At 50.8% G+C, this 14,936-nt stretch carries 15 protein-coding genes and 1 pseudogene; 10 read left to right on the forward strand and 6 right to left on the reverse strand.

Features of this window, described 5'->3' with window-relative positions; genetic code table 11:
- Positions 1–2: 2 nt before the first annotated feature.
- The 4 genes from TON_RS08385 to TON_RS10395 all read right to left on the reverse strand — a co-directional run bounded on the left by TON_RS08385 (position 3) and on the right by TON_RS10395 (position 4,868).
- Positions 3–2,108 (reverse strand): DNA-directed DNA polymerase II small subunit, encoded by a 2,106-nt coding sequence (locus TON_RS08385; RefSeq protein ID WP_012572605.1) that lies wholly within the window; start codon positions 2,106–2,108, stop codon positions 3–5.
- Positions 2,108–3,355 carry an ORC1-type DNA replication protein gene (locus tag TON_RS08390; protein WP_012572606.1) on the reverse strand — a complete coding sequence of 416 codons (1,248 nt, stop codon included), beginning with the start codon at positions 3,353–3,355 and terminating at the stop codon, positions 2,108–2,110. Before TON_RS08390 ends, TON_RS08385 begins: the two co-directional genes overlap by 1 nt.
- 259 nt (positions 3,356–3,614) lie before the next feature.
- Positions 3,615–4,241 carry a hypothetical protein gene (locus TON_RS08395; RefSeq protein WP_012572607.1) on the reverse strand — a complete coding sequence of 209 codons (627 nt, stop codon included), beginning with the start codon at positions 4,239–4,241 and terminating at the stop codon, positions 3,615–3,617.
- A gap of 429 nt (positions 4,242–4,670) precedes the next feature.
- A complete protein-coding gene (locus TON_RS10395) occupies positions 4,671–4,868 on the reverse strand; it encodes a hypothetical protein (protein ID WP_148202385.1) in 198 nt (65 codons plus the stop codon).
- 50 nt (positions 4,869–4,918) lie between these two features.
- Here TON_RS10395 and TON_RS08400 point away from each other — a divergent pair, with 50 nt between their 5' ends.
- From TON_RS08400 to nucS, 3 genes are all read left to right on the forward strand, one after another.
- Positions 4,919–5,935: a potassium channel family protein gene (locus TON_RS08400; protein ID WP_012572608.1), complete on the forward strand. Its 1,017-nt coding sequence runs from the start codon at positions 4,919–4,921 to the stop codon at positions 5,933–5,935.
- Positions 5,936–6,111: 176 nt separating this feature from the next.
- Positions 6,112–7,173, forward strand: coding sequence for a DNA repair and recombination protein RadA (radA, locus tag TON_RS08405; RefSeq protein WP_012572609.1), 1,062 nt, complete (start codon positions 6,112–6,114; stop codon positions 7,171–7,173).
- 35 nt (positions 7,174–7,208) lie between these two features.
- Positions 7,209–7,961 carry an endonuclease NucS gene (nucS, locus tag TON_RS08410; RefSeq protein ID WP_012572610.1) on the forward strand — a complete coding sequence of 251 codons (753 nt, stop codon included), beginning with the start codon at positions 7,209–7,211 and terminating at the stop codon, positions 7,959–7,961.
- Here the strand turns inward: nucS and TON_RS08415 are convergent.
- On the reverse strand, positions 7,958–8,338 hold the full coding sequence (locus TON_RS08415; protein ID WP_012572611.1) for a DUF473 domain-containing protein: 381 nt from the start codon (positions 8,336–8,338) through the stop codon (positions 7,958–7,960). The two genes, nucS and TON_RS08415, sit on opposite strands and share 4 nt — an antisense overlap.
- A gap of 9 nt (positions 8,339–8,347) precedes the next feature.
- Positions 8,348–9,076 (reverse strand): proteasome assembly chaperone family protein, encoded by a 729-nt coding sequence (locus TON_RS08420; protein ID WP_012572612.1) that lies wholly within the window; start codon positions 9,074–9,076, stop codon positions 8,348–8,350.
- A 117-nt stretch (positions 9,077–9,193) separates the two neighbouring features.
- Here TON_RS08420 and TON_RS08425 point away from each other — a divergent pair, with 117 nt between their 5' ends.
- The 7 genes and pseudogenes from TON_RS08425 to TON_RS08455 all read left to right on the forward strand — a co-directional run bounded on the left by TON_RS08425 (position 9,194) and on the right by TON_RS08455 (position 14,811).
- Positions 9,194–9,967, forward strand: a complete 774-nt coding sequence (locus TON_RS08425; RefSeq protein ID WP_012572613.1) for an S-methyl-5'-thioadenosine phosphorylase — start codon at positions 9,194–9,196, stop codon at positions 9,965–9,967.
- A 146-nt stretch (positions 9,968–10,113) separates the two neighbouring features.
- The gene (locus TON_RS08430) at positions 10,114–10,572 is read left to right on the forward strand and encodes a thermonuclease family protein (protein ID WP_012572614.1); all 459 of its coding nucleotides are present in this window, start codon (positions 10,114–10,116) and stop codon (positions 10,570–10,572) included.
- A gap of 72 nt (positions 10,573–10,644) precedes the next feature.
- On the forward strand, positions 10,645–11,919 hold the full coding sequence (locus TON_RS08435) for an amidohydrolase family protein (protein WP_012572615.1): 1,275 nt from the start codon (positions 10,645–10,647) through the stop codon (positions 11,917–11,919).
- Positions 11,916–12,875, forward strand: coding sequence for a DUF835 domain-containing protein (locus TON_RS08440; protein ID WP_012572616.1), 960 nt, complete (start codon positions 11,916–11,918; stop codon positions 12,873–12,875). The genes TON_RS08435 and TON_RS08440 overlap by 4 nt, the downstream gene beginning before the upstream one ends.
- A 10-nt stretch (positions 12,876–12,885) precedes the next feature.
- Positions 12,886–13,443, forward strand: a complete 558-nt coding sequence (locus tag TON_RS08445) for a [protein ADP-ribosylglutamate] hydrolase (protein ID WP_012572617.1) — start codon at positions 12,886–12,888, stop codon at positions 13,441–13,443.
- A gap of 35 nt (positions 13,444–13,478) precedes the next feature.
- Positions 13,479–14,111, forward strand: a pseudogene (locus TON_RS08450) (AAA family ATPase); the annotation flags it as partial.
- Complete coding sequence (locus TON_RS08455; RefSeq protein WP_012572619.1) at positions 14,104–14,811, forward strand: hypothetical protein; 708 nt, start codon at positions 14,104–14,106, stop codon at positions 14,809–14,811. The pseudogene TON_RS08450 and the gene TON_RS08455, both read left to right, overlap by 8 nt.
- Positions 14,812–14,936: the final 125 nt, after the last annotated feature.

A 14,936-nucleotide genomic window follows, 5' to 3' on the forward strand; every position in this document is an offset into this window, starting at 1 on the left:
TGTCAAACACCCTCACAGTACTGGTCAAAGTGCACAACGGCCCTCAAACGGGCGGTTTCCACATCGATTATTGGAACCCTTGCAGGGGTAGGAACGATGTTCACCATCTTCTGGAACTCCGTCTGGGCCTGCCATGTGCCGGTGTTTATCAAAAAGACGCCGTTGTAAATCTTATACTGCATAACGTGGACGTGGCCGGCCTGGAAGAGGTCTGGAACGCTCTCTATGACAAGGGTATCCTCCGGATCCGGAGCTATTGGCACCTTCTCACCGAAGGTTGGTGCAAGGTGGCGGAGCTTGAGGAGGTCGAGCATTGCCTCCGCAGGCCTGTGATGGGTTCTGTTCGGGATAAAGCTGACGACGTCCTCTATCCCCCTTCCGTGAGCTATGAGAAAGTCCCTGCCATGAAGCTTTACCACCGCAGGATTGCTTATTATGACCGCGTTCTTGAGCTTAAGGAGAGGTCTGGCATATTCTTCGTAAAAGCCCGGCTGAGGAAGGGCCGTTCTGGCCGCATCGTGGTTGCCCGGGCCAATAAACATTGTTATATGGTCCGGGACGTTGGAGAGGAGGTTCGCCAAAGCCTCGTACTGATCGAAAATGTCAGGAATAGCAAGCTCGTTGTACTGGCCGGGATAGATGCCTATGCCATCAACGACGTCGCCAGCGATTATCATGTACTTAATCCGGCTCACGAGCTCCTCCTCGGCCCTGTTGTTGACATCTCCGTTGAGCCACTCGAGGAAGCGCATAAAGGCTTTCTCGCAGAACTTATTGCTTCCGACGTGGACGTCACTGAGCAGAACAGCGTAGACCTTTTCCTCAAGGGGCGGCTTTTCGCGCTTGAACTTTGGAACGTCCGGCAGGTAAATCTTATCCGCGAAGAAGATGCCCCTTCCAGAGTAGCGACCCTTGAAGGCCACCACAGCGTCGGGCATTATCTCGAAGAACTTCTTCGAGTCCTCGTTGTTGCGGTTTATGAAGACCTTGATTATTCCCGTGTTGTCCTCAACCTCGAACATGAAACCCTTAGCAGTCTCCCTTTTAGAGTTCACGAGGCCGATTATCGTGACGTCATCATCGGTTCTAACGTAACTTAGCTTGGCTATGTCTATCACACTGCCTATCTCCGGATTCTCGCGAAGAATACGGCGCATCTTCTTGAGCCTGCTCCTGAAGTAGTCCGCATAGACCTTGATTATTATCTCCCCCTCCTTGCCCCGGGCGTCCTTGGCCTTCGGAATGGTGAACTTGACGTCCTTGACATCGAAGGCAATTTCATAATCCTCTGGAATCTCTTTGGCCCTGTAGTAGAAGCCTTCCTTTGGAGATATCCTAAAGTCAGAATAGACTGAATAGCTCTTCTCTTCTTCAGGAACCTCCTCGACGTAGGCTATCGGAACACCATAGTCACCGTAGACTATCCTCGGCTTGACGCCGTTATCGGCCTCCTCACTGCTCACGTAGCTGGGGACATTGCCATTGTCGTTTCCAGTCGGAGCCTCTTCGACTGAAAGCCCCCCTTCCACTGGAAGGGTTTCATCAGCAACCTCAGAAATGGAGGCCTCCATGACTTCGGTTTCAGATTCAGAGTCACCTATAAGGGGGGATTCCTCCAGAGTTCCAGTGGAAATATAACTCTCCCCCCCAGAAAAGTTGGGCTCTTCTTGCCCCAACGGGCCCATTTCAGACATATCACCCCCGCTTTCAGAGGAGGTTCCAGTGGAAATAGACGTTCCTTCGTCAGCACTATGAACAGCAGCCACAGTTGTCAGTTCGAGTATTTCTCCATCCACAGCAGACGATTCGACAGTTCCAGGCGTTTCAACAAGCATTTCAGCTTCAGAAGCCATATCTTCTGAAGTTTGCTCTTCAACATGGGGGTGGAATTCTGCAGAAGAAGAGATCGAACTTTCCAATGGAGCCATGCCCTTCTCCATGAGAAACTCCCTGGCGACGGTGGAGTCTATTACAAAGGTACCCCTTGCCTTGGCGAACTTGATGAGCTCAGCGAGAGTAAAGTCCTTCTTATAGCCATCAACAAGGAGGTAATAGGCCGACGGAGTGATTAGATAGTTGTTAGCCATTAAATCCTCAATCAGACCCATCAGAGCAGCCTCCTCTGGCGGGACATGCTTATAGTGAGCACCGTCTGGAGCTGGTGATCATGACGGTATATGTTCTTGACCTTATAAGGAGTTACGTTGAGCCTTATCTCCTTGGTTCTACCATAGCGGCCCTTGCTGACGACCTTGGCGTTTATGATGCCGAGCATATCTAGTTCATTTATTAAATCACTCACGCGCCTCTGAGTTAGCGGTTCAAGGTCTATGTGGTCGCAGAGGGACTTGTAGACAGAATAGACGTCGCCAGTGTTTGCGGGCAGCTCGCCGTTCTCGTCCAGGAGAACGATAGCATAGAGGAGAACCTTTGAGTGGAGCGGAAGGGTCTTTATGACCTCCTCCATGGTGTCCTGCTCTATCTTCTCTTGGGCCTTCCAGACGTGGCGCTCGGTTACCTTGCTCGCCCCTTCGCGCTCGGCTATTTCTCCAGCGACGCGGAGCAGGTCGAGGGCGCGCCTTGCATCACCGTGCTCGCGGGCTGCCAAGGCAGCACAGAGGGGAACTACACCGTCATCGAGAACACCTTCGTTAAAGGCATCCTTAGCACGCTGCATGAGTATATCCCGCAGCTGATTGGCGTCGTAAGGTGGGAAGACAACCTCCTCCTCGCTTAGACTTGAAAGAACGCGCGGGTCCAGGTAGTCCTTGAACTTGAGGTCGTTGGATATGCCAATTATGCTAACCTTCGCCCGGTGAAGTTCGGTGTTTATCCTCGTGAGAGAGTAAAGAATATCGTCACCGCTCTTTTTGATGAGTTTGTCAATCTCATCGAGGACTATGATGACGAAGCGCTCTTTGGCATCTATGACCGCCTTGAGCTTGGAGTACACCTCATCGGTCGGCCATCCTACGAGCGGAACTTCAACGCCACTCTCCTCGCGGAAGTGGTTCACTATGTTGGCAAGAACACGGTACTGTGTGTCGACTATCTCACAGTTGACATAGATAACATCAACGGGAACGTTGTACTTTTGGGATATCTTCTTCAGCTCCTCTGTGACGAACTTTATGGTGACGGTCTTACCAGTACCGGTTTTGCCGTAGACGAAAACGTTGGAAGGAGTTTCACCTCTAAGAACCGGAACGAGAATGTGCGCAAGGTTCTCAATCTGTTCACGCCTGTGAGGAAGCTCTCTGGGCGTATAGCTATGCCTTAAAACCTCCTTATTCTTGAAAATCTTCTTGGCATGAAGATACTTCTCGAAGATTGAATCAAGGTAATTGTCGTCCATCAGCACCACCCATTCCACTGGAAATCCAGCTCCAGCCGTGATTATTGTACAGAGCTCCGAATCACAGTTGGAACGTATGACAATTTTAAAGACAATAACTGTAAATCATACGACTTCATCATTGTGATCATGAACGCTAAACATGTGCTCCACAGGAAGCACCGGATACAGAGGAAAGCGTAGGTAGTGAGCTTCAGGGGTTTATATGCCTTGTTGAACAGAGGGATGTAAAAAGAATAGAGGGCCAACAGAAAAATCGTCAGAGATATATTGTGTTGTCCTGTTCACGAGAGTTAGCCTCTTCCTGGGCCTCGAATATCTCTTTGAGCAGCCGTTTGGCATCGGCTTCAGGCATTCCGACTTTAACCACCAGGAAGCGGAGAAGTTCTTCCCGTGTAGCCCCTTTCTGAAGCCTCTCGAAGATCATCCAGACAATGCGATCAAACACATCCCGGGCAAAGGCCTCCTCTAAGCCAAGGGCCTCGACGGCCGATTGAAGACCTACCAGAAGTGACGTCAGGGCATCATTGAACTCGGCCTTACCCAGGGATTTCTTGTCGAGGTCCACACGGAGGTATATCTCATCGTTCATCCCGGAGAGTGTGAATTTCATGAGGTTGACTCTATCATTGAGCAGGAGAAGTGTGTGGTAAATCTTCAAGCGCTCGTCTTTCGTCATGGAAATGGTCTCCAGACGAAGAGGAACTATCAGATGGACAAAGTCATTAGAGAACATCACGATAAGGCCAAATGGCATACGGGGATGCTCAGCAACGTAAGCGTTCTGACCGACGTTTTTTATGACCCAAGGAAGATCCACAATGTCCTTAGCGTTGTCGTCACCATCCCTAAGCCAGCTGAGAACTTGATTCTCAATATCTTCCACTGAAATCACCAAGGGAACTTTCGATTCGAAACTTAATAACGGTATCGTTCCAGCGGAAACTGAAGGGGTCAAAGAACATAATAGTGCATCAAACATTTACATTCGAAAATGAACAATAGCATCCAGATGGGCATTTCCACTGAAAGAAGAATGAACATTTTTGGACAGAAAATCATGTACACTAATGCTCCAAATCGTACTATTTTGGTAAACATATGTACTAAACACAAGACAGAACATTAAACGGTTTCGTAGTCCCCCAGAGTTCTGTTTCCGGTGGAGGCGGGCTTTGGCTACTCCCATATTGTCCTTTGGTTTTTGGTGAAACTCTCCCGCTTTCTTTACAATTCCCAATATTTATATTTTTTCATGAACAATGTTCATAAAAAATCTCAAACTCATAAAGATCATGAAAATTAGTCTAAATATTCAAAGAGTAGATTTAAAATCTGTTGATTTTATGTTTGTAATGTCCTTTATAAATGGAGCTTTCTGTTTTTTCTGGCATGTAATCCATCCATTCTCCGAAATTGGGTTCCAGTGGAAATGAAACTCTGGGGGGTCTTTCAAATAATCATCGAAAAAGACCTTTGTTTCCAGTGGAAATCTAACTCCATTACTGGACACCACAAAGCATTAATGATACTTTTTTAAACCTGCTAACGATAGTGTACAACATGATTCCAGTACCCCTCGTTAGAAGACTCTTGAAGCTCAAGATCCGGGTGAGCAGGAACAAGCTTCTCCTAATTGCTACTGTGGTTCTGGGACTGGCGTTAGCTTTTGCGGGTCTGTTCATGTATTTGGAGGGCGTGGACTTCTTTACCGCGTTCTACTGGGCAATAATAACCATGGCCACGATCGGCTATGGGGACATAATCCCCCAAACCGAAGCCGGCCGGATAGTGGCTATGATAGCCGCTGTCGCTGGAATCTCGACTTTCACCGCCCTGGTTTCCATTCTAGCTGAATATTTCATTTCATCGTCTTTGAGGAGGATGACGGGCATGCATCGCGTAAGGTATTCTAGACATTACGTTATCATAGGTCAGGGAAGTAGCGTTCCCAGCTGTGTGAGTGAGCTCATGTCGGCGATTTCCTCTGGAGATGCTGATGCAAGGCCGATAGTCGTTGTTCTCCCCAGTGAAGAGGAGCGCAAAAAACTGGAACTTCCGGAAGAGGTGGAGGTTCTCATCGGGGATCCCACGAATAGAGAGACTCTTGAGAGGGCCAAGGTAGGGGATGCGTCCTATGTGATACTTTCCCTCGAGGACGACTCGAAGTCTGTCTTCACAACCCTAATGATAAAGCGCATATCTGATGCAAAAGTCTTCGTGGAAGCACTGAAGCCAGAGAGCGTCGAGCTGCTTAAGCAGGCAGGTGCCGACAGGGTTATAACAAGCAGGAGCCTCGCGGGCAGACTTTTAGCGAGTTCAGTCTTCGAACCCGAAGTCGTTGATGTCATAGATGACCTGACGACCACCTCCCGGGGCTATGACATATCCACTATTGTAAGGAAGAACCTCTGGGGTGTTCCCTACATCGAGGCGTTTCAGAAGCTTTATTCGGAGGGCTACTTCCTCGTCGGTTACTACACTGATAGGGCTATCCTCGGACCAAATCTCAATGAACCCATCCCGGAAGGGGCAAAACTGCTCGTGATAAGGAGTGTTGTTTCCACTGGAAAAGGCTGAACTCCTGGGATTTCTGGGCTTTTGCTTTATTGTCCTGTGCTTACTCCACTAAATTTGGCCAATTTGATGGTCTTTTGGCTTTAGAACCAAAATCTTAAAAGTTCCTTTCCCTGAGAAAAGTATATAACCCTCCAGTTTTTTACCCCTATGGAAGGTAGTCGTAGCGGGTGAGTGGGATGCCGAAGAAAAAGAAGGCTGAGGATGAAATAAAAGAGCTCGAGGAGTTTGAGGAGCTCGACGTTGTTGAGGAGTCATCATCAAGCTCAACCAAGAAGAAGCAGAAAGAGATTAAGACGTTAGAGGATCTTCCGGGCGTTGGTCCCGCCACTGCCGAGAAGCTCCGCGAGGCTGGCTACGACAGCATTGAGGCTATAGCCGTTGCATCTCCGATGGAGCTTAAGGAGATAGCCGGTATAAGCGAGGGGGCGGCACTCAAGATAATCCAAGCTGCCAGAGAGGCAGCTAACATAGGAACCTTCATGCGCGCCGACGAGTACATGGAAAAGCGGAGGACCATAGGCAAGATATCCACCGGAAGCAAGAGCCTCGATAAGCTGGTCGGCGGTGGTATAGAAACCCAGGCCATAACCGAGGTCTTTGGTGAGTTTGGAAGCGGTAAGACCCAGCTGGCCCACACTCTGGCAGTAATGGTTCAGCTTCCGCCAGAAGAAGGTGGACTTCAAGGTTCGGTCATCTGGATAGACACGGAGAACACTTTCAGGCCCGAGAGAATACGGCAGATTGCTGAAAACCGCGGTCTCGATCCGGAGGAGGTCCTCAAGAACATCTATGTTGCAAGGGCATTCAACAGCAACCACCAGATGCTTCTTGTCGAGAGGGCAGAGGAGATAATCAAGGAGAAAGCCGAGACTGAGAGGCCCGTCAAGCTGATCGTCATAGATTCGCTTATGGCCCACTTCAGAAGTGAGTACGTTGGAAGGGGAACTCTTGCCGAGAGGCAGCAGAAGCTGGCAAAGCACTTAGCAGACCTTCACCGCATCGCTGACCTCTACGACATAGCAGTCTTCGTCACCAACCAGGTCCAGGCGAAACCTGACGCCTTTTTCGGCGATCCGACGAGGCCCGTTGGAGGTCATATACTCGCACACTCCGCGACGCTGAGGATATACCTCAGGAAGGGCAAGGCTGGAAAGCGCGTCGCCAGGCTCATAGACAGCCCGCACCTGCCCGAGGGAGAGGCTATATTCCGCATCACCGACAAGGGCGTCGAGGACTGAGTTAGCTTTTTAACCCCTCTTCTTTACCTCTTCCCATGTCAAAAGTTGAGGCAGTGACGAACCCCTCCCGCGAGGAGCTTCTAGGGATAATCGATTCCGCGCTATCAAAGGAGGCCATGCTGACGATTTTTGCCCGGTGTAAGGTTCACTACGACGGCAGGGCTAAGAGCGAGCTCGGTTCTGGCGACAGGGTTATACTTGTCAAGCCCGACGGTGCTTTTCTCATTCACCAGAGCAAGAAGCGTGAGCCTGTCAACTGGCAACCGCCCGGAAGCTTCGTAACCGTCGAGGAGCGCGATGGGATTATCGTCCTCCGATCCGTAAGAAGGAAGCCCAAAGAAATCCTTGAAGTCGAGCTGGAGGAGGTTTACCTCGCCTCCCTCTTTAAGGCCGAGGACTACGAGGAGCTGGCATTAACCGGCAGCGAGGCTGAGATGGCGGAGATGATATTCAAAAACCCCGAGCTAATTGAGCCTGGCTTCAGGCCCCTCTTCCGCGAGAAGTCCATTGGCCACGGCATAGTGGACATCCTTGGAAGGGATAGGGAGGGCAACCTCGTGGTTCTGGAGCTCAAGCGCAGGAGGGCAGACCTCCACGCGGTGAGTCAGCTCAAGCGCTACGTTGAGGCTTTGAGGGCTGAGCACCCAGCCGTCAGGGGAATTCTCGTCGCACCTTCGCTTACCTCTGGCGCTAAGAAGCTCCTTGAAAAAGAAGGTCTGGAATTCAGAAGGGTTCAGCCGCCCAAGAGGGAAAGCGTGACTAAAGGCAGGCAAACGACGCTGTTTTAGCCAATGTCCATCTCCTGCGGGAACATCTCCCTGACTCTGACGAACAAAATTGTATTCTTCTTCCTTATCTCGACGATTCTTCCCAGTCCCAGCAGCCTCAATTGCGCCCTGCAGACTGTGATTTCTCTTTCATCGCTCTCCTCCCATGGAATGCGCTGCTCCATGCTCTCGAGTTTTAGCAACTCGGCGAGGAGTCCTTCCGTTCCGATGGTTATGTCCTGGTAGGTTTCGTATGTGAGAAAGACCCTTCCCAGCTCGCGCGCCCTTTCGAGGGCTACGACGTTCCTCGCGCTTCTGATTTCCAGCGTCTTGTAGGGGCTTCTGAGGAGCTCATCCAGAACGCGTCTTGCGATTCCAGCTAAGGTCACCGCCTCCATGCTCTCACCTCACAGGTAGATGCTCTCGTACTGCTTCTCGGTCTTTCTCCTCGCCTGCTCCATCTGCTCGTGCATTTTTCTGAGCTGTTCCTCTATCATCTCTGCCTCCTTGATAAGAGGCTCCGTGGAGACCTCTATGGGCGTCAGCTTCTTGAGAACCTCAACAACGTTGGCTGCTGCCCTCGGGTCTGGTCTGTCCCCAAAGGTCTCGCCGAGGAGAACGTAGGCGTCCAAACCTTCTTTGCTTGCCTCCCATAGGAGCTTGCCACTCATGCCCATTATTGAGCCGTACTGGAGTATCTTGACGCCGAAGTTTTCCAGCTCCTTGTTGAGCTCCTCGCGCGCACCGACGCCCCAGACATCCATTTTCTCCTTGAATAGGCCAATACCAATGCCTCCAAGAGAAATTACCTTCGCTGCGTTCATATCTTTCAGATACCTCACTAGTTCCTTGGCTATTTCGCTTACTAGAGTTGGAGGCACGTAGATATCGGCAACGGCGAGGATTATGTTGTCTTTTCCGTAGAACCTGAGTGGTGGGTTGGGCTTCCCCTCAAGGATGAGCGCCATCGGAGGAATGAATGGACTCTCCACGTAGCCTACCATCTCCATTCCGAGTTCCTTCGCTAAGAAGTTGGCCGCTATGTGGCCGACCAGGCCTATTCCGGGATATCCCTCGATGAGAATGGGGTCCTTTATCTCTGGCAGAACTATCTTGACTGGCTTCCCGTTCTCCATGTTCTCACCCAAGGAAATTTTTAGTTTCTAAAGGTTATTAAAGTTTCGGAGCTCTATTTCCACTGGAAAGGCAAGTCTTAAATAACTCAAGCCTGATTTTTACAGGGTGATGTCCAAATGCCGAGGATAGGTATCATAGGCGGTTCCGGTGTTTACGGCGTTTTTGATCCAGAAGAGACCGTCAAGGTTCACACTCCCTACGGCAGGCCTTCGGCTCCAGTGGAAATCGGGAAGATTGGGGGCGTCGAGGTCGCCTTCATACCGCGCCACGGCAAGCACCACGAGTTCCCGCCGCACGAGGTTCCATATAGGGCGAACATCTGGGCTCTCAAGGAGCTTGGCGTCGAGCGCGTCATCGGCGTAACAGCCGTCGGCTCGCTCCGCGAGGAGTACAAGCCGGGAGACATCGTCATAACCGACCAGTTCATTGACTTCACGAAAAAGCGCGACTACACCTTCTACAACGGGCCAAGAGTTGCCCACGTCAGCATGGCCGACCCCTTCTGCCCCGAGATGAGGAAAATATTCTACGAGACGGCTAAAGAGCTCGGCTTCCCTGTCCATGAGAAGGGCACCTACGTCTGTATAGAGGGTCCGAGGTTCTCAACGAGGGCCGAGAGCTTTATGTTCAGACAGTACGCTCACATCATCGGCATGACGCTTGTTCCGGAGATAAACCTCGCCAGGGAGCTTGGCATGTGCTACGTAAACATCGCAACCGTTACCGACTACGACGTCTGGGCCGACAAGCCCGTCGATGCTCAGGAGGTCATGAAGGTCATGGCTGAGAACAACTATAAAGTTCAGGAGCTTCTCAAGAAGGGAATTCCACGCATACCGGAGGAGAGGAAGTGCGGTTGCGCCGAGGTGCTGAAGAGCATGTTTGTTTGAGCTTTCATTTTTATTCTATGTTGTCCTTTGTGCGACTATCTAGTTCTGGTGTTTTGAGATAATATAATATTTCTATTTTTTGTGGAATTTTAACATATATGCGAAATCTTTTTATGTTTCTTTTGTATTTTTCTCCGGTGATTCCCATGGGGCGGAGTGCATTGTTCCTTACATCCGTGATCCTTATGGTGGTTTTTGTCTCTGGTTTTGCCAGTGCCTACGAGTTTGAGGCCTATGGGAAGGTGATTGATGTTGTTGACGGCGATACTATCTGGTTCCAGTCTTACAGTGGCTACCATGCTGGAGAGACGTTCAAGATACGCCTTGCGGACATAAACGCGCCGGAAATTTACACAAGCGATGGCAAAAAGGCATGGCGTGCCCTTACCAGGTTGATACTTGGAGAGTACGTTTACATCGATGTCGACGATATATACGAAACCGACCCATACGACCGTGTTGTCGCTGTTGTTTATCTTCCCTACTGGGACGACGGTTATGCTCTCAACGTCAATGAGTGGCTGGTTGAGAACGGCTACGCCTACATTTGGGATCACTATAACGAGTTCAATCCCTACGAATGGGCTCTTTGGGTTCCCCTTTGACTTTTCTCTCTTTCCCGACATCTTTTTAACTTATCTTCTAAATATCCCCTCTTAAAAAAGAGGGTGGTAGTTATGAGCATCCTAATCAAGAACGGCTACGTGGTTTACGGCGAGAACCTTGAAGTTATCAAAGCGGACGTCCTCATCGAGAGTAATAAAATAGTGGAGGTTGCCAAAAACATCAACAAGAGCGCCGACACTGTCATAGACGCCAAGGGAAAAGTTGTTTCTCCAGGCTTCGTCAACCTGCATACCCACTCTCCAATGGGGCTCTTCCGCGGCCTCGCCGACGATCTGCCGTTGATGGACTGGCTCCAGGACCACATCTGGCCGAAAGAGGCTAAGCTGACAAGGGAGTACACCAAAGTCGGCGCTTACCTTGGCGCGCTGGAGATGATAAAAAGCGGAACAACGACGTTTTTGGATATGTACTTCTTCATGGACGCGGTCGCCGAGGTGACCCTCGAAAGCGGTCTGAGGGGATATCTGAGCTACGGCATGATCGACCTGGGCGACCCTGAGAAGACGGAGAAGGAGGTAAATGAAGCTCTCAGGATAATGAAATTCATAGAGGGACTTGACTCAGATAGAGTTCACTTCGTCTTCGGGCCGCACGCCCCGTATACCTGCTCGATAGCCCTCCTTAAAGAGGTCAGGAGACTCGCGAATGAACACGGCAAGCTCATAACCATCCACGTCAGCGAAACAATGGCCGAGATAGGTCAGATCTCCGAACGCTATGGCAAGAGCCCGGTGGTTCTGCTTGACGACATCGGTTTCTTTGGAAGGGATGTCATAATAGCTCATGGCGTCTGGCTAGACAGCAGAGACATACAGATTCTGGCGAGACACGGCGTTACCGTCGCCCACAACCCTGCGAGCAACATGAAGCTCGCCAGCGGCGTTATGCCCCTTCAGAGGCTTCTTAATGCGGGCGTTAACGTCGGCCTTGGTACTGACGGTTCAGCGAGCAACAACAACCTCGACATGCTTGACGAGATGAAGCTTGCGGCTCTCCTCCATAAGGTTCACAACCTCGACCCCACCGTTGCCGATGCAGAGACCGTCTTCAGAATGGCGACCGTTAACGGTGCGAGGGCACTCGGGCTCAAGGCAGGCATAATCAAGGAGGGCTACTTGGCCGACATCGCGATAATCGACTTCAACAAGCCTCACCTGAGGCCGATTAATAACGTCATCAGCCACTTGGTTTACTCCGCCAACGGCAATGACGTCGAGACAACTATAGTGGACGGAAAAGTTTTAATGCTGGATCGGGAATTATTCACTTTGGATGAGGAGAAAATCCTTAATGATGCCGAACGGGTGATCGGTGAGCTAACATGATGGAGCTCGTCTTTGGGGTTGCTCTTATCGTTTCATATGTTCTCCTTTTCTATAATTACCACGTTACTGGGCGGAAGGCATTAGCTTACTACGCGCTCGCATGGTTCAGCCTTTCTGTTCACTTCTTCGTCCCGAGGGAATCTGTGTACATCGTAGGTCTGGCATTTTTTGCGTTCCTCGTTTGGCTTGGGAATCTCCGCGCCTCGGAAGAGCTCCTCTGTAATATCTCCTATGTCCGTGAGCTAAGATATTTTTCTGCTGTCCCTCTAGCAGGGCTGATATTCCTGTTTCCTGAGCATATGACGTACTCCATGGTTGTTTTGGCGGGAAGTGTGGCTTTTTCAGGGGTTTACCTCCTCCTTACCAGAAACGAATCTCTCAGACTAATGGGTATCTTGGAGATGGCTTTTGCCGCCATCGTCTTTTTGAGGGGCTACTACTTTACTAACCAGTATATAGGTCTCGTTACCGCTGTCTTTGCTGTTGTTCTAGCGTACGTTTCAATAAAGACGTTCCTCGATAGTTCTTTTATCGGTGAATTTGAGCTCTCTGATGTTAAACTCGAGCTCAAAAACGGCCTTACAATGATGCCTTCTGTTCCCGATGACATCTTGGAAGGAGCACTCGTATTTTCTAGGGTACATAAGGACGGATCGAACTGGTTCTGGATAACCAAGTTGTCAGAAGAGCGTGCAATAAGTCCTACGAACCTGGCCAAGATGCTTGATATGGCCGTTAAGTTCATGAAAAGTGCATCTGATCTGGGAAAGAATGCTGTCATCGTCATAGACGGGCTTGAGTACCTAATCTTAGAGAATGGTTTTGCTCCGGTGATGAAGTTTTTGTCCGCGCTGAGGGATTACTCACTTCTGAATGGGGCAACGGTAATATTGATTGGTGACGACTCTTTTCTTGGTGAGAGGGAGAGACGGATTCTTAGGAAGCTTTTTGACTGAGGTGGGGGGTATGGTCTCCTTTGGGGTTGTTATGGGGGACATTACCCGCTTTCCTGCTGAGGCGATAGTTAATGCAGCCAACCGCTATCTGGAGCACGGTGGCGGCGTTGCTTACGCAATAGCCAAAGCGGCCGCCGGTGATGTTCGTGAGTATATACGGATAAGTAAGGAAGCGATGCATGAACAGCTCGGGAAGGACTCCATCGAGCACGGCGAGGTCGTTGTAACACCGGCGTTGGGGTTGGAGCGATACGGGATTAAGTACGTCATTCACGCGGTTGGTCCCTACTGCGGCGGTCGCTGGGATGAGGATAAAAAGGAAAAGCTGAGGAAGGCTATACTCGGCGCTCTGAGGAAGGCAGAGGAACTTGGCGTCAAAACGATAGCCTTTCCGGCGATAAGTGCGGGAATCTACGGCTGTCCCCTTGAGGGAGTCGTGAGAACCTTCCAGGAGACAGTGGAAGAGTTCTCACAGGAAGCGAAGAGTCTGGAGAAAGTCTACCTTGTGCTCTATTCGGAGAGGGACTATGATAGGGCCAGAGCGGTGCTCGAAAATGGCGATCATTGAAGTTGAACGCCTGACGAAGCGCTCTCCTACCCCAGGAGGTCAGAGCGCACTTCTACACCCTCACGCCGAGGGAGTACATATACCACTACCTCAGAATGCGCGGCCTTCCGGGGGGCGAAGCGAGGGCAAAGGCCAGCGAGTGGTTGGAAAAGCTTAACATCTATTACGCGGACAGGCCGATGGTCGAGCTCTCCGGTGGGATGGCTAGGAAGGCCCTACTCGCGATGGTTCTGGCCTATGACGCCGAGCTCTACTTTCTCGACGAGCCGACGGTTGGTCTCGACCCCTCTGCGAGATTCGAGCTCTGGGACGTTCTGAGGGAGAAGTCCGAAAACGCCACGATTTTTCTAACAAGCCACTACGTGGACGGGATCTCCAGGGTATGCGATGAGGTGATACTCCTCAAGAGGCGGGTTCTCCTGAAGGGGAGGCCAGAGGAAATAGCCAGGCTCTACCTTCCGCACTTCAGGAAGAAGGTGGTGCTCTTTGAGAGCTTTGAGCTGGAGGGCTTCACATCGAAGCGCGCCGGGAGGTACACCTTCGTCTACCCTGCGAGCGAGACCGAGCTGAGGGAGCTTGAAGGCCTTCTCCTTGATAGGGGCGTTCCCTTCAGGGTGGAGGAACTAACAATCGAGGATCTCTTCTTACTGGGGTGGGAGCATGATTAGCATGCTGGAATACTACGCGAGGGCCTTAACTAAAAACCGCTCCTCTCTCATCAGCTTCGCGATTCAGCCGCTCTCGTTTATCTTCCTCTTGACAGTCATCAGCGGTGGACGGCCCCTTCCGAACGCTCTAATCGGTGCGATGGTGAGCTTTATCGCCGGCGTCGGAATAGCTGACCTGGCCATAGAGTTGGCAGGTCTTAAAACCCGCTCGAAGTTCTACGACATTCTCATGACTCTCCCAGTGCATCCACTCAAACTGGGACTCGGCATCTCCATTGGAATGAGCCTTCCCGCGCTACCTTACCTGGTTCTGCTGGTTCTATCCTTGGCTTACCTCGAAGGTCTGTCGTTCCCCAAAGTCCTCTCGCTCCTCGCGGCTCTCGCCCTGCTATGGCTCTGGAGCGTCTTCGTAGGTCTTTACCTCGGGGTGAAGCTGAAGGAGCCCATCGTTATTATACGCGCCTCAAACATAGCGCTAACGCTCCTCACGGTCTTCCTGCCCGTTTACTATCCCGTCGAGGTCTTGCCGAGCGTTCTCCAAAAGCCTTTACTACTGTTCCCCACGAGTGCCGCTGCCTACCTCATAAGGTCACTCTACGAGCCCCTGCCTTACTGGAAGCTCTCCCTCGCCGCTCTGCTCATGTGGGCTGCCCTCTCTGGAATGATGGCTTTTTGGGAGGGGATTTTCAGGGAGGAGTAGTTGTCCTAACTCTGGAATTGGAATTGTTGAATGGACACTTAAGAAGAATCTTTAAAGTGTCTATTCTGTTCTATGCTCGGAAAATTATAAAAAGCCTCGATACTTTTGTACTTCCTTTTATGAGA

It is taken from the genome of Thermococcus onnurineus NA1 (assembly GCF_000018365.1).
GTDB lineage: Archaea > Methanobacteriota_B > Thermococci > Thermococcales > Thermococcaceae > Thermococcus > Thermococcus onnurineus.

Bases quoted from the DNA above. Each gene is read 5' to 3' on its own strand.
- TON_RS08385 (WP_012572605.1), bottom strand. From the start codon at position 2,108: ATGGGTCTGATTGAGGATTTAATGGCTAACAACTATCTAATCACTCCG.
- TON_RS08390 (WP_012572606.1), bottom strand. From the start codon at position 3,355: ATGGACGACAATTACCTTGATTCAATCTTCGAGAAGTATCTTCATGCC.
- TON_RS08400 (WP_012572608.1), top strand. From the start codon at position 4,919: ATGATTCCAGTACCCCTCGTTAGAAGACTCTTGAAGCTCAAGATCCGG.
- radA (WP_012572609.1), top strand. From the start codon at position 6,112: ATGCCGAAGAAAAAGAAGGCTGAGGATGAAATAAAAGAGCTCGAGGAG.
- nucS (WP_012572610.1), top strand. From the start codon at position 7,209: ATGTCAAAAGTTGAGGCAGTGACGAACCCCTCCCGCGAGGAGCTTCTA.
- TON_RS08415 (WP_012572611.1), bottom strand. From the start codon at position 8,338: ATGGAGGCGGTGACCTTAGCTGGAATCGCAAGACGCGTTCTGGATGAG.
- TON_RS08420 (WP_012572612.1), bottom strand. From the start codon at position 9,076: ATGGAGAACGGGAAGCCAGTCAAGATAGTTCTGCCAGAGATAAAGGAC.
- TON_RS08425 (WP_012572613.1), top strand. From the start codon at position 9,194: ATGCCGAGGATAGGTATCATAGGCGGTTCCGGTGTTTACGGCGTTTTT.
- TON_RS08430 (WP_012572614.1), top strand. From the start codon at position 10,114: ATGGGGCGGAGTGCATTGTTCCTTACATCCGTGATCCTTATGGTGGTT.
- TON_RS08435 (WP_012572615.1), top strand. From the start codon at position 10,645: ATGAGCATCCTAATCAAGAACGGCTACGTGGTTTACGGCGAGAACCTT.
- TON_RS08440 (WP_012572616.1), top strand. From the start codon at position 11,916: ATGATGGAGCTCGTCTTTGGGGTTGCTCTTATCGTTTCATATGTTCTC.
- TON_RS08445 (WP_012572617.1), top strand. From the start codon at position 12,886: ATGGTCTCCTTTGGGGTTGTTATGGGGGACATTACCCGCTTTCCTGCT.
- TON_RS08455 (WP_012572619.1), top strand. From the start codon at position 14,104: ATGATTAGCATGCTGGAATACTACGCGAGGGCCTTAACTAAAAACCGC.